This is a genomic window from Xenorhabdus bakwenae (assembly GCF_030272115.1).
Lineage (GTDB): Bacteria > Pseudomonadota > Gammaproteobacteria > Enterobacterales > Enterobacteriaceae > Xenorhabdus > Xenorhabdus bakwenae.
In genome coordinates this window covers 445,892-460,000 of record NZ_CP119194.1, presented here as the reverse complement: position 1 = coordinate 460,000, position 14,109 = coordinate 445,892, and the positions used below count along the sequence as shown (strand labels likewise).

The 14,109-nt window shown below is 42.5% G+C and carries 10 protein-coding genes and 1 pseudogene (1 of these 11 running past the window's edge); 2 read left to right on the top strand and 9 right to left on the bottom strand.

Translation table 11 applies throughout. The annotated features are described in order from the left end of the window. From dld to yieE, 8 genes and pseudogenes are all read right to left on the bottom strand, one after another. Positions 1-1,410: the 5' portion of a D-lactate dehydrogenase gene (gene dld / locus PXH59_RS02810; protein WP_285810241.1), read on the bottom strand. It extends 336 nt beyond the left edge of the window; the window shows 1,410 of its 1,746 coding nt (coding positions 1-1,410); the start codon lies at positions 1,408-1,410; its stop codon lies beyond the left edge, outside the window. Between the two features lie 186 nt (positions 1,411-1,596). After that, a complete protein-coding gene (locus tag PXH59_RS02805) occupies positions 1,597-2,982 on the bottom strand; it encodes an APC family permease (protein WP_047769303.1) in 1,386 nt (461 codons plus the stop codon). Positions 2,983-3,646: 664 nt separating this feature from the next. Next, positions 3,647-5,614, bottom strand: coding sequence for a ligand-gated channel protein (locus tag PXH59_RS02795; RefSeq protein WP_285810240.1), 1,968 nt, complete (start codon positions 5,612-5,614; stop codon positions 3,647-3,649). Between the two features lie 155 nt (positions 5,615-5,769). Continuing rightward, positions 5,770-6,558, bottom strand: coding sequence for an ABC transporter ATP-binding protein (locus tag PXH59_RS02790; RefSeq protein ID WP_047769307.1), 789 nt, complete (start codon positions 6,556-6,558; stop codon positions 5,770-5,772). After that, positions 6,555-7,640: a FecCD family ABC transporter permease gene (locus PXH59_RS02785; RefSeq protein ID WP_285810239.1), complete on the bottom strand. Its 1,086-nt coding sequence runs from the start codon at positions 7,638-7,640 to the stop codon at positions 6,555-6,557. Before PXH59_RS02785 ends, PXH59_RS02790 begins: the two co-directional genes overlap by 4 nt. Positions 7,641-7,659: 19 nt before the next feature. Continuing rightward, positions 7,660-8,794, bottom strand: a pseudogene (locus PXH59_RS02780) (ABC transporter substrate-binding protein). Positions 8,795-9,021: 227 nt separating this feature from the next. Beyond that, positions 9,022-10,509 (bottom strand): amino acid permease, encoded by a 1,488-nt coding sequence (locus tag PXH59_RS02775; RefSeq protein WP_285810238.1) that lies wholly within the window; start codon positions 10,507-10,509, stop codon positions 9,022-9,024. A gap of 138 nt (positions 10,510-10,647) precedes the next feature. Next, positions 10,648-11,511, bottom strand: coding sequence for a DNA-binding transcriptional regulator YeiE (gene yieE, locus PXH59_RS02770; protein ID WP_047769315.1), 864 nt, complete (start codon positions 11,509-11,511; stop codon positions 10,648-10,650). Positions 11,512-11,699: 188 nt separating this feature from the next. Between yieE and PXH59_RS02765 the strand changes: the two genes are divergently transcribed. Both PXH59_RS02765 and nfo read left to right on the top strand, forming a co-directional pair. Next, positions 11,700-12,200, top strand: coding sequence for a putative sulfate exporter family transporter (locus PXH59_RS02765; RefSeq protein WP_047769317.1), 501 nt, complete (start codon positions 11,700-11,702; stop codon positions 12,198-12,200). Between the two features lie 95 nt (positions 12,201-12,295). Next, entirely contained in the window at positions 12,296-13,138 is an 843-nt protein-coding gene (gene nfo / locus PXH59_RS02760) for a deoxyribonuclease IV (protein WP_047769319.1), read from the top strand. Here the strand turns inward: nfo and fruK are convergent, their stop codons facing one another. Next, positions 13,139-14,077 (bottom strand): 1-phosphofructokinase, encoded by a 939-nt coding sequence (gene fruK / locus PXH59_RS02755; RefSeq protein WP_285810237.1) that lies wholly within the window; start codon positions 14,075-14,077, stop codon positions 13,139-13,141. It lies immediately after the preceding gene. Positions 14,078-14,109 lie beyond the last annotated feature (32 nt).

The following is a 14,109-nucleotide window of genomic DNA, read 5'->3' as shown; positions in this document are numbered from 1 at the left end:
AAACCATTCACGATCATTGCGCCGTAAGGCTATATCCAATGCTAAAATATCTTCCACTTCATCGCTGTGAACCGCCTGGTAACGAATAGCGGCTCCTGCGGCTGCAAAACGGTGTAAGAATGCTTTCGCCCCTTCTTCTGGAGTACAAGCAAAATACGCCCCATCAGCCTGCTTAAAGTAATTTTCCAGCCATTCATTCGCCTCTTTTATACCTTCACCTGACATTTTCAGCATTAAGTGATGTTCAAAACGATTTCGGTATTCTTTCAGGCGAGTGGGTAAATGGGCAGGTAATAAACGACTCAATCCCTGCATAACACGATCAGTTAAATGTGCGGGTAAAAATGGCACTTTACCTGAAAGTGCATCCATTCGTCCTTTCAAATCAAAAAACATTGGCATTTTATCTGTGCCTAGTTTATCAATCATAACAAAGGTGTCTTTCCCATATATTTCTGCAATATCAAATACATCCCGATGCATGTACTCACCAGCAACGGGTAAATGCTGAAAATTAGATAGAATATGACGCCGCAATTCTGTCAGTACTTCGGGTTGATTAGTGCCGATATAAAAAACCTGTGAAGATGGCTCTGCCGGAAAAGTATCAAGTCGAACAGCAAAAACAACCAACTTACCCGCACAACCAGAGGCTTCAAACAGCCTGCGCTCATCAGCATTAAACCGTGATGGTGTATCTGCATCAACATCCCGAACACGCTGTGAGTATTCATGATCAGAAGCGACCCTGTCGCTATGCTGAATATCTTCGGTTCGATAACGTTGCTCTTCCAGGCAAGTCAAGATATCTTCAGGTTGATCACCCAACGATATTCCCAAATGGTTAATCAGTTCAGCTTCTCCCTTCTCATTAACGCGGCCATATAGAGCCATTTCAGTATAAGCTGGCCCGCGCCGAACCAGAGATCCCCCTGAGTTATTGCAAATCCCCCCAATAACGGATGCACCAATACAGGACGAACCAATAACTGAGTGTGGCTCGCGTCCCAATGGTTTCAATACTTTTTCTAAATGCCACAATGTACTACTAGGGAATGCAATAACTTGATTTGTTGATTGAAGAATCTGAATTTTATCCATTCGTAAGGTACTAATAATGACGATATCGCGGTCATAATCATTACCGCTTGGTGTCGAGCCTTCCGTTAATCCAGTATTGGCTGCCTGCATCAAAATAATTTTGTCAGCTTCAATACAGGCTTTGAATACTCTCCATTGCTCCAATAATGAACCCGGAAATACAACTGCAAGGGCATCCCCTTGTCCAGAACGAAAACCTTTACGATAACGTTCCGTTTTTCGAGGTTCAGTGAGAATATGAGAAGATCCAACAATATTCGTGAGAGTGGCCATTAATTGCTGATTTGGGGGATTTTTGGCATCATTCATAATAGTTCTCTTACCTTACTTGAGCCAGACAGACAGGCTTTTAATGAAAACAGGCATGGAAATTTTCTTATTATATGATGCTTTTTGGTAAGATTTGTATGTTTTACGCTCTCTTTTGTCATTTCAATAAAAAAACAGCATCGTCAGGTGCTGTTTTTTAGAACAAAATACTGCAATGTTTTCTGATTATGATTCAGTAAACTGCGGCATTGGCTGACGGAAGCGACGAGTCAGGAAAAACATATAAATAAGACCAATGCCTCCCCATATCAAGCCTAACTCCATCGAATTTGATTCTAAATTCATCCATAAAACACCCACAGTCGCAGCACCAAGAAGTGGCAATATCAAGAAATTCAAAGTTTCTTTCAAGGTATTATTACGACGTTCACGAATATAGAATTGAGAAATTACCGATAAATTAACAAACGTAAAGGCAACCAGCGCACCAAAATTGATCAGTGCCGTCGCCGTCACCAAATCCAACCAACATGCTGATAAGGCGATAATACCAACCAATATCACGTTAATGGCTGGAGTACGCCATTTAGGGTGAACATAAGCAAAGACTTTTTCAGGCAATACGCCATCACGTCCCATAACATAGAGCAAACGAGATACACCCGCATGTGCAGCCATACCCGAAGCCATTACCGTGACAGTGGAGAATATAAGAATCACATACTGGAATAACGCACCAGCAACATAAAGCATAATTTCTGGTTGGGAGGCGTTCGGGTTTTTAAACCGAGAAATATCCGGGAAATAGAGCTGTAAGAAATACGAGACCGTGATAAAGATCATGCCACCAATTAACGCAGTCAGGAAAATCGCTTTGGGGACAACCTTACCTGCATTTGGTGTTTCTTCAGACAAAGAGCTAATACCATCAAACCCAAGAAATGAGAAGCAAAGTATCGTTGCACCAGTGATCATCGGAATTAATTGCGCTTCTTCTGATGTAAATGGCTGAATACTCAGTAACGTTCCTGCACCTTCTCCATTATAAACACCACGAACCATTAGCCCAACAAGTATTACCATAACAACAATCTGGACAATCACGACGATGCTATTAATATTAGCAACGACATTGATGCCACTCAGATTGATAATTGTCATAATTGCAGTCAACACGACCACAAAGATCCACGGTTCAATACCGGGGAACAGCGTTTGCAGATAAATCTTTGCCAATAACACGTTGATCATCGGCATCAACATATAATCCAGCAAAGAAGACCAACCGACCATAAATCCGAGGTGAGGGTTCATTGATTTTTGTACGTAAGTATAAGCAGAACCCGCCGATGGAAAACGCTTGATTAATTTTCCATAACTTAACGCTGTAAATAAAATCGCGATCAATGCAATAGCATAAGATGTTGCAACATGCCCGCTGGTCAGGCCAGAAACAATACCAAATGTATCAAAAATAGTCATTGGCTGCATATAAGCAAGCCCCATCATGACTACTTGAAACAGAGTCAATGTTCTTCTCAGTTGAACACGGTTATCAGCACTGGCTTGGTTAATACCAAGTGCAGTTGGAGTGGTGGTATTATGCGACATGAGCGAAATCCCCCATAACTTCGATCTGGGTACTGATACAACTACTTAATCGATAGTTACTGGGTTGACTTCGCATCTGTCTATAAACAGAAAAGAAAGAAGAATTGGAGGACGGTGAATTGACAGAGGAACATGCCCCGTAGTCATCGTTGCAGCAACGAGCGCCAATTGGCACAAGTGCAAAAGAGAATAGTTGCTCCATATTTGCATTCCTCAGTACAGCAACCTCTGTTTAATTTTGGTTGCTTATGGTCAATATCGATCCGGAACTGTATCCGGCCGCTTGGTGTTGTAAAAAATAACTCAAAGCAAAAAAAATAACTGGTGCATATTTACACACCAGTTATTTTTAGTGCACGCATTTTGCACTTCAAGTCCAGAAATAGCAAGGGCGATAACACTAAAAATTTATTATTTTTTACGACACTACGGAGCCTTATGGCGCTGGCTCCTACTGAGTTCGTGCTGAAACCTGATACCATCATATCCGTTGATTTGACTTTGGTTAGTTTTTAGCACAGAGAGAAGCGGTTTACCATTTAATGGTGATTTTTTGCCAGTAAAAAAATCATCCCACCATGATAAAATTGATGGCAGGATGATTCTATAGGATGTGCAGATGTTAAGTATAATGATTAATATTAATAAGGAAGCGAAATATTAATTAAAAATCATAATTAATACCGATGTGGTAGCGGCGGCCATCCAGGACGGCATCATGGGTTTCCTCAACGACTCGTTTGTCAAAAACATTATAAACTCCACCTGACAAGCGTAGATTTTTAGCTAAATTATAAGTTACCCCTAAATCGACAAAAGTATAAGAAGGCGTTCCATCTCTCATACTAGAGCGGTACTGATAATTCTTTGTTTTACCGCGGAAATTAATACGCGTCCATGTCTCTAATTCAGATAACGGCTGCCAGTTCAAAGTTGCATTTGCCATGTGCGTTGGCATTTTGTTTAATGGCTGACCTTTAAAATCACCGCTTTTTTGCTCAGAATCGGTATAAGTATAGTTTGCTGCAAACGACAAACTTTCAATAATATTCCAATTTATGGTGGTTTCGATACCTCTAATATCAGCTTTATCAACATTTATACGTTTGTTAATAAAATCATAATGGTCACTACCGAGATTACAGTCCTTCTCACAGTCTCTGATTTCAGTAATTTTATCTTTAAAAGCAGTATTAAAAACAGTTACACCAATATTAAAGTTATCCTGGTTATTCCAGATAATACTAATCTCTTCACTTACACTTTTCTCTGGCTTGAGATCTGAATTCCCTAAGATCATTCCATTGAGAAGCCGCCCACCTGTTACTTGGCCCCAATTAGGGGTAACTTGCCTTATATCAGGAGAACGATAACCGGTAGAAATACCACCCTTAATAGTCCATTGTTCATCAGCGTGCCATACTCCATATAGACGAGGTGTCCAATGTGTTCCAAAATTTTGATCTTTATCTAACCGCACTCCGCCAGTAAGAGCAAAATCATTAACCATTTGCCATTCGTCTTCTAAGACTAATGCCCAACTCCAACGGGTTAACTTATTAACATCTTTAGCCGAAGGTAACTTATTGCTGTTGTCTCGCAAATCTTCATAACGGTATTGTCCACCAACACTTACTGTGTGGTCGTCAAATACAAATGTCGTATGGTTATTAAATACCGTATCATTGTTTGTCATTGCACGTTCAGGGTTACGAGATTCGTCTCTTTGAATATAAGACGTCATCGTACCAAAATCATAAACACCATGATGGGTAATAGCGTAATTATTACGTTTATAACGACTTAAATCATCTTCACAAGATTTTGGCTGGCAATCACGCGTCCTACCAATAGTTGAATCGCGATCTTGCTCATAGCGGGCTGCTTCAAAAGTAAAAGCATTTTTCTCATCTGGAGTTAAAGAGAACGCTACTGCACCATTGCGCATTTCCTGCTCTCTAAATCCCCCTAAGAATTTATCTTCATTGCGATGAGAATATAAGCCATTCACTCTTAATCCCAATAACCCATCAATTATTGGCCCTGCGGCATAAATACTGCTCTGATAGCTGTTACCAGAATTTTTACTCTCAGTCAGGGTAGAGTCTGCTTTCAGAGTTAAATGCCATTCTTTCTGAGCCTTACGAGTAATAACATTGATCACTCCGCCCATAGCATCAGAACCATATAGAGAAGACATTGGTCCCCGCACTACTTCAATACGCTCGATAGCGGCTAATGGTGGTAACCATCCTTGTTCGATTCCCGAACCATCACTATTTGGACGAGTACTACGTGTATCAACACGTCTACCATCAACTAAGATCATGGTATATTTAGAAGCCATACCACGAATGCTGATATCACTGCTACTACCACCGCCAGTAACAACCACTCCCGGCACATCTTTCAATGCATCTGTCACATCACGGTAGGCTTTTGTTTCCAATTGTTCGCGACTAACAACCGAAATAGACGCAGGTGCATCTTCAATTTTTTGTTGGAAACCTGACGCAGTAGTTACGACAATTTTATCTTCTCCATTATTAGTAGCATTAGCAGCAAAAACAGCGCTGGATGAGATAGCAGCAATAATACCTAATACAACTTTTTTCTTTGCAAAGACTGTCATTCCCAATTCTCCAAAAGGTAGAATAGAACTATTTGAATCGATACAGGTAACCGACACATGCCCGCAATACAGGAATAATTTAATTATTCCTGTCAGTGTTATATTTATTAAATTACGCTTTAGCTTTACTAAAGCGACTTATGGTTTTTATTATTCTAACTGGCTAACTCTGTCACTAAACCATCAATTAATACTTGCGGTATTCCCTGAGAACAACGTTCAATCCGGCCTTTAATACCGTAAACCTCCGCCAGACTACTTGGTGTAATAACCTGCTCAGGCATACCTTCGGAAACTAATTTACCTTTTTTTAGCATTAATACATGATGACCATGACGCAATGCAATATTAATATCGTGAACAACAACAATCGTAATAATATTACGACGGTGTGTTTCACGTGCGACTAAATCCATTACATGGTATTGGTAATTTAAATCCAGCGCACTTAATGGTTCATCTAATAATAATAATGTCGGACGGCGGATCAATGATTGCGCCAACCCAACTAACTGTTTTTGACCACCAGATAGTTGATCCAAATAGTTGAGCGCCAAATGCTCAATACCAAGCTGGCGCAACAGTTCCATGACTTCCTGCTCACATTGGTGACTACTCACGCCACCTGATGCTCGTTGGGCAACAATTACCGATTCCAATACATGAAGATGCACACCTGCCGGTAATGACTGGGGCAAATAAACGACATTTTTGGCACGTTGGGCAAAATTCATCTTCATCAGATCCTGCCCATCCAACAGCAGTTCACCACTGGCTTTATTCAATCCCGCCAACGAACGCAAGAGGGTGGATTTACCACAACCATTCGGTCCCAACAATACCGTGATTTGACCACGCGGTAATGCATTGATATCCAGATTTTCAATCACGGAATGCTTCGGATATCCTGCCGTCAGATAATTGATTTTTAACCCCTGACTCATACATTCCCCTTGTGGCGTAAAACTATGCTCAGGAAGAAAGGCACACCAACCAACGATGTCACGATCCCAACCGGAATGATCACGCCCGGAATCAGGTTTTTAGAAGCAATGGACGCCATGGATAAAACTAATGCACCAATCAACGCACTCGCAGGCAAGAAGAAACGGTGATCTTCACCAAATACTATTCTGGCGATATGAGGAGCCACCAATCCAATAAAGGCGATAGGGCCGACAAAGGCAACCGCTAATGCGGTCAGGATACTGATACGCAACAATGTTCCCAAACGCAGGCGGCCAATATTGATGCCAAAACTGATCGCGCGGTCTTCTCCCAGACGCAATGCGGTCAATTTCCAGGAATTACTCAATGAGATAGGGGTAATGACAGAGAAAACTAACATCATAATGCCCAATTTTTCCCATGTCGCCCTGCCAAGGCTGCCCATTGTCCAGAAAACCAGCCCCTGTAAGGTATCTTCCGTAGCGATAAATTGCATCATCGAAACTAACGCCTCGAAGGTAAATACCATCGCAATCCCGAACAATACAACACCTGTGGTTGCAACTCTCGTCCAACGGGTAATGCCATCAAGCATTAAAGCAGCCAATAATGCAAAGAGAAAAGCATTTGCAGAAATAAACCATTGCTCCGGTATTCCCGGAATACCAATGTCAAGCACAATGGCTAATGCCGCACCAAAAGAAGCCGCTTCGGAAACCCCTAACGTAGAGGGGCTGGCGAGTGGGTTATTCAAGACTGTCTGCATTTCAGCACCGGCCAACCCAAGTGATAGGCCGATCACTACCGCCATCAAGGCATAGGGCAATCGAATATCCCAAACAATCACCCGTGTTGCTACGTTAACACTGTCCGGTGAAAACAGGGTTTGCCAGAGGGTTTGCAGCGATAACCCTGATGGTCCTATTGTAAAATCCAGTACAACAGAAATGCCAATCGCCAAGATGATGAATAATATCCATGCAATACGTCGGCGCAGGATATGACGATAATGTGCTTTTATATCGCACTCACTCAATTGTTTTTTCACCATTGGCATAGGCTCGGTAGTGATGCTCATTTTTATTACCTGTTACTGCTTATTTCTCGCTGACCCAATATGTGCCTACCGGCTCAATAGCCAAGAATTTATTGTGAAGTTCTTTCAATGTTTGTTGCGGATCTAAATCAGCGAATTTCTCAGGATAGAACCATTTAGCAAAAACTTGGGCAACAACAACATTATAAGGAGAGTTATAGTAGTGATGCCAAATAGCATAGCTACGCCCTTCCTTAACGGCAGTTAAGTTATTGATACCTTTACGTTCGGTGATTTCTTTTAAGCCAGCACGGGCAGTATCGGCAGAAGTTTGAGCGCCCATTTTGATCCCGCTACCTTTGTCACCCGGATCTTGTGCGCCGCTTGCGATGTAAATAGAAGGATCTTCGGCAATGACTTTTTCCAGATTCACGGTGCCCAATGGAGCAGGCAGTATTTCTTTGGCGATGTTTTTGCCACCTGCCAAATCAATGAAGTTCCCCATATTGCCGTTACCTGCCGTACCACAGCAATCTTCGCTAGAACCTGCTCTTAGTTCAATAAATACGGAAGGCTTCTCAGCATCGGGTATACGATCTGTAATATCAGTAACCAATTTTAGATTTTTTTTCATAAAAATCAGCGTAAGCATTAGCCTGATCTTCACGATGCAAGACTTTGCCCAGCATACGGATGCTAGGTAATGTATTTTTCAGGGGATCATTGCGGAAATCGACAAAAACAACAGGGACGCCTGCTTTCTCCAACTGCTTCACTAATTCACTGTTTTTTCCCGGCCCATGTCCAGACAGACCAAAAATGGCAACGTCGGGGTTAAGCGTCAGCACTTTCTCGGCGCTAACACTGTCAGCACTCGTGTTACCAATCAGGGGGATATTATCGATTTCAGGAAATTTAGCTTTATAAATAGCGTAAGTTTGTGGGTCCAGTTTACGGAAATCACCTTGCCAACCAGCGATACGAGCCAGAGGTTTATCCCCTTCCAAGATGGCAATAGAATGGAATAGACGGCCTTCACCCAACAAGATACGATTGACTTTCCCGGGCACCTCAACAGTACGTCCAGCAACATCAGTGACTGTTTCAGCCCAAGATGCAAAACTTGCCATCATGGCAGAACCCGACATTAGACTGATACTCATACTTTTCACGACTGCTCGAAATACAAACTTCACTTTAGTTAGCCTCTTCATGCAACAATTGTGCTGCTAACAATAAAGCAAATAAGAATACTTATCAATGCGATCGGGATGGTATATCCGAAATTTATCGTTGATATTTATTCCCTAACTCTATGAAAAATAAAAACTGCCAATTCCATCACAGAACCGGCAGTTTTTCGTAAAAAAATCAATAACACTTTAACCAATAAGAATCAGCTTATTAATAACCTATTAACAAATCACTCTTTGTCGGTATACTTGAAGGCGGGAAATGCCATCTCACTGTATTTCACAAAACGCGTTTTCTTTTTCAGCTTGTAACCCAACCAAATAAGCAGGAATAACGGGATGCCAATGTAAGTCGCCGTCACGCCATACCAGTCAACCTTATCTTGCAAAAACGCCTGATAATTTTGGCCCAAAGTGATAACCAAACATAAAATAAAGGCAAAAATCGGCCCAATAGGGAAAAAACCTGAGCGATATGGCAGAGCATTGAGATCCAAACCTTGGGCGACATAACCTTTACGAAAGCGGTAATGGCTGATTGCAATTCCAAGCCATGCGATAAATCCAGTCATACCTGATGTATTCAATAACCACAAATAGACGGTTTGGTTACCAAACATGGAGCTAAAAAAACACAGCCCTGCAACCACGGTTGTCGCATAAAGCGCATTACGCGGAACACCACCTTTAGACAGATGACTAAAAATTTTCGGTGCCTTACCCTCTTTTGCCAGAGTGAATAGCATACGAGTAGATGCATACATCCCTGAGTTTCCCGCTGACAGAACAGCAGTTAATATCACCGTATTCATTATTGCAGCCGCTGATAATAAGCCAGCATTTTCAAATACCAGCGTAAATGGACTAACACTGATATCTTTCACGCCATTGCGTAACAAATTCGGATCAGTATAAGGAATGATCAGGCTGATGATTAAAATCGCAAACACATAGAACAATAAGATACGCCAGAATACTTTGCGCACCGCACGAGGGATATTTTTCGCTGGATCTTTCGACTCCCCCGCAGTAATGCCTATCAGCTCTGTCCCCTGAAAGGAAAAACCGACAATCATTGCCACCCCTATCATGGCTGCAAAACCACCTGCAAAAGGAGCGTCACCCACTGCCCAATTATGCCAACCTGCACTTTCAGCGCCTTGCATGATGCCAGCAATCATTAAAATGCCAACGGCAATGAACACAATAACTGTGGAAACTTTGATCAAGGAGAACCAATATTCTGCCTCACCAAATCCTTTGACGGAAATGACGTTCAACAGGAAAATCAAGCTAAGGAATAACGCACTCCATACCCAACCAGGAACATCATTAAACCAATATCCCATTACCAGTTGCGCAGCGACAAGGTCAACGGCAATCGTCACTGCCCAGTTGTACCAGTAGTTCCATCCCAATGCGAAGCCAAAGCCCTCATCAACATATTTGGAACCATAAGTTGAAAACGATCCTGAAACTGGCATATACGCTGCCAATTCGCCTAAGCTGGTCATCAAGAAATAGACCATCAGGCCAATTAATGCATACGAAAGTAAAGCTCCACCAGGGCCAGCCTGAGAAATTGTTGTGCCAGAAGCAACAAATAACCCCGTGCCAATTGATCCACCGATGGCAATCATTGCCATATGGCGTGCTTTTAATTCACGGCGCAGGGTTGTCGGAGCCTGATCCCGTGGCATACTTTCTTCGCGAGACATTCTATTCCTATATCATTTAAAATAAATTTAATGCGGAATTGTAACAAATCCTCGTCGCCAGAATAGCAACGATTCGTGGTTATAAGATACCTTCATAATCCACCGCCAATTATTAGCTATACGATTATATTCTCAATATTAGTGACAATAACTCAGTAACTTCCGTAACGCATTGGAGATATGCTTTTGACGATGGTAAATCAGGTACAAGGTGCGATTGAGGCTAAGTCCAGGAATAACAAGTTCAGATAATGTGCCATTTTTTAATTGTTCGTGGACAACTCGTCGTGAAAGGCAACTGATCCCCATTCCATATTGAACAGCATGTTTGATGGCTTCCGAATTACCCAACTCCATCGCAATATTGAATCTCGGCATTTGTGAGAACAAAAGATGATCCAAGATTTCTCTTGTTCCTGAGCCTTTTTCTCTCAATATCCAGGGCGCTTTGATCAAATCTTCCACGTTCAGCTCACATTGCAACAGCGGGCTTTCCGGAGAGGAAAAAACGATCAACTCATCTTTCATCCAGGGTTGTGTGATCAACTCAGGATCGTGACACAATCCTTCAATCAATCCCAAATCAACACGAAATCCAGCAACTGCCTTGATGACATCTCCAGTATTACTGATATTCAATTCCAGTGGTGTCTCAGGGTAATCCTGACGGTATCTGGCCAGCATTTCAGGCAACATATAATTGCCAATCGTGCTGCTGGCCGCTAACCGCAATGCGCCCAGTTCAAGTTTGAAAAGCTGTTCCACTTCACCAGCCTGTTCAAGTAATGCCAATGCCTTAGGATAGAGCAAACGCCCATGTTCATTGGTGACCAGACGTTTTCCGACTCTATCAAACAGTTGTACTCCCAACTGTCCTTCAAGATCTGTCAGTGAAGCACTTACCGCAGATTGTGATAACGCTAATTGCTGAGAAGCCTGTGTCGTTGAACCACTTTTCAGAACTTCTGCAAAAATTTCCAGTTGTCTCAGAGTGATACGCATATGGCCTCGCGGGGAGCAAATAAAAGGGAAAGATAATCTTGATTCTAGACAGTATTACGCAACTTAACAAAAGCCACCCATAATTAACCTATTTTAATGATAATATTTACAAATATTATCAATTTTATTGATTTTAAAATCTTCTATATGCTTATTCCTGCAATACATAAGCTAATAGAGTCTCCATTATGTCTGAAAATCAACCAGGAAAACTGACCAAAGCCTACCCCAATACCACATTAAAATTAATTCCCGGTCTTATATTGGTCGCAGTCCTGACAGCACTCGCTATCTATATCGGAACTATTCCCTGGTTTATAAATATGGGATTAGGTGTTCTGACGCTTGCCATCTTATTGGGGATGGTTATCGGCAATACACTGTACCCTCCCTTAAAATCCACCTGTGATAGCGGTATCCATTTCTCCAAACACTATCTACTACGCGCTGGCATCATCCTTTATGGATTCCGTCTGACTTTCCAGCAAATCACAGATGTTGGTGCAACCGGGATATTAATTGATACCATCATGCTGGCAATGGCGATGATTGCGTTAGGGTTAACCACCCATATCAGTGCTATTCGCCAGGCTGGGGTTAAACCCATTCTGCTGGCACTTATTTTGTTTGTCTGGCTAGTCGCGGGAGGATTAATCGTCAATCAAGGCATCCATCATTTATTGCGCTAATTCAGCATGAAGGAATATTAAATTGACTTTTGCTGCCAAAATTTTATCAATCAAGTGAACAATGCCATAATGACGAAAACACAGGAGAAAATAAGATGAAATTTATTGGAGCCCATGTGAGTGCTGCGGGCGGTGTTGATCAGGCCGTGATCCGTGCCCATGAATTAAATGCAACGGCATTTGCCTTGTTCACGAAAAACCAGCGCCAATGGTATGCCCCGCCGTTATCGACAGAAGTTATTGATCAATTCAAAGCGAACTGTGAACGTTACGGTTATGATAGCCGACAAATTCTTCCTCATGACAGCTACCTAATTAATCTTGGACATCCTGAAACAGACGGTCTGGAAAAATCCCGGGCAGCGTTCCTTGATGAAATGCAGCGCTGTGAACAGTTAGGCATCGACCTGCTGAATTTCCATCCGGGCAGCCATCTCAATAAAATTGACACCGATAAGTGCCTCGCCCGTATTGCGGAATCCATTAATATGACTTTGGATAAAACACAAGGTGTCACTGCCGTTATCGAAAATACCGCCGGACAGGGCACCAACCTTGGTTTTAAATTCGAACAGCTGGCGGCAATTATCGATGGTGTCGAAGACAAAACCCGCGTTGGAGTCTGTATTGACACCTGCCACGCTTTTGCAGCTGGTTACGATTTGCGCACTGAAAAAGATTGCGAGGCGACTTTCAAAGCATTCGATGAAATCGTTGGATTCAAATATCTTAAGGCCATGCATCTGAACGATGCCAAAAGTGAATTTTCCAGCCGTGTTGACCGACATCACAGCCTTGGTGAAGGCAATATCGGTAAAACACCTTTTAGCTATATCATGAAAGATGACCGTTTCAATGGTATTCCTCTGGTTCTTGAAACGATCAATCCGGGCATCTGGGTTGAAGAAATTGCCTGGCTAAAATCCCAGCAAAGTTAATTACCTGACTGAAATTAACTCGATCTTCGCCATCATTGATGCAAGTTCAGTACGGCTTTTAATCCCGACATTCGGCTGGCTAACCGTAAGCGCAGAAACTGCGGTCGCCAGGCGCAATGTGTGTTCGCTGGATTCTCTCATCAGCAAACCATAGACCAATCCTCCAACCATAGAATCCCCGGCCCCAACTGTGCTGACTACTTCACAATGTGGTGGTTTTGCCAACCATGAACCAGAGGCATTGACCCATAATGCTCCCTGCTCTCCCAGTGAAATAACAACGTGGGCGATCCCCCTATTGCGTAATTCATGAGCTGCATCAATAACGCTATCCAATTCCGGCAATGGCCTACCCGCCCAAATCTCCAATTCATGGCGATTGGGTTTTATCAGCCAAGGTAATGCCTTAAGTCCAGCAACAAACGCTTCACGGCTACTGTCGAAAATAACGCAGGGACAAGACTGTCGTAATTGCATCATCCAATCCGCAAATGATTCTGCTGTAATTCCTTCGGGCAAACTACCGCTGACAACAACCATATCGAACTGCCCCAGCCATGTCAGAGAATCACTGACAAACCGACTCCATTCTTCTTCTGTCACATGAAAACCAGAAAAATTGAAATCTGTCACTTCACCCTGTTTTTCAGTCAGCTTGACATTAATCCGCGTTCGCCCAGAAACGAGATGAAAACGATTTACCATCCTGTTTTCGCTAAAAAACTGCTGAAACCCTCCCTGATTCTCTCGTCCCAGAAAACCACTGACAGTCACATCAATACCTAAATCACGCAGTACCTTTGCAACATTGTTTCCTTTACCAGCCGCGTGAAGCCCTGCCGTCTGTACACGGTTAACATGTCCCTTAACAATATCTGGGCATAAGCCAACTAAATCATAAGCTGGATTTAAGGTAATTGTGGCAACTCGACGGCTCATCTTGCCCGGTATCTCCTGAATAAACAGTCATA

What these genes read in the sequence shown, in the direction of transcription:
- PXH59_RS02805 (WP_047769303.1), bottom strand. Translation starts at nt 2,982, where the DNA reads ATGTCGCATAATACCACCACTCCAACTGCACTTGGTATTAACCAAGCC.
- PXH59_RS02795 (WP_285810240.1), bottom strand. Translation starts at nt 5,614, where the DNA reads ATGACAGTCTTTGCAAAGAAAAAAGTTGTATTAGGTATTATTGCTGCT.
- PXH59_RS02790 (WP_047769307.1), bottom strand. Translation starts at nt 6,558, where the DNA reads ATGAGTCAGGGGTTAAAAATCAATTATCTGACGGCAGGATATCCGAAG.
- PXH59_RS02785 (WP_285810239.1), bottom strand. Translation starts at nt 7,640, where the DNA reads ATGAGCATCACTACCGAGCCTATGCCAATGGTGAAAAAACAATTGAGT.
- PXH59_RS02775 (WP_285810238.1), bottom strand. Translation starts at nt 10,509, where the DNA reads ATGTCTCGCGAAGAAAGTATGCCACGGGATCAGGCTCCGACAACCCTG.
- yieE (WP_047769315.1), bottom strand. Translation starts at nt 11,511, where the DNA reads ATGCGTATCACTCTGAGACAACTGGAAATTTTTGCAGAAGTTCTGAAA.
- PXH59_RS02765 (WP_047769317.1), top strand. Translation starts at nt 11,700, where the DNA reads ATGTCTGAAAATCAACCAGGAAAACTGACCAAAGCCTACCCCAATACC.
- nfo (WP_047769319.1), top strand. Translation starts at nt 12,296, where the DNA reads ATGAAATTTATTGGAGCCCATGTGAGTGCTGCGGGCGGTGTTGATCAG.
- fruK (WP_285810237.1), bottom strand. Translation starts at nt 14,077, where the DNA reads ATGAGCCGTCGAGTTGCCACAATTACCTTAAATCCAGCTTATGATTTA.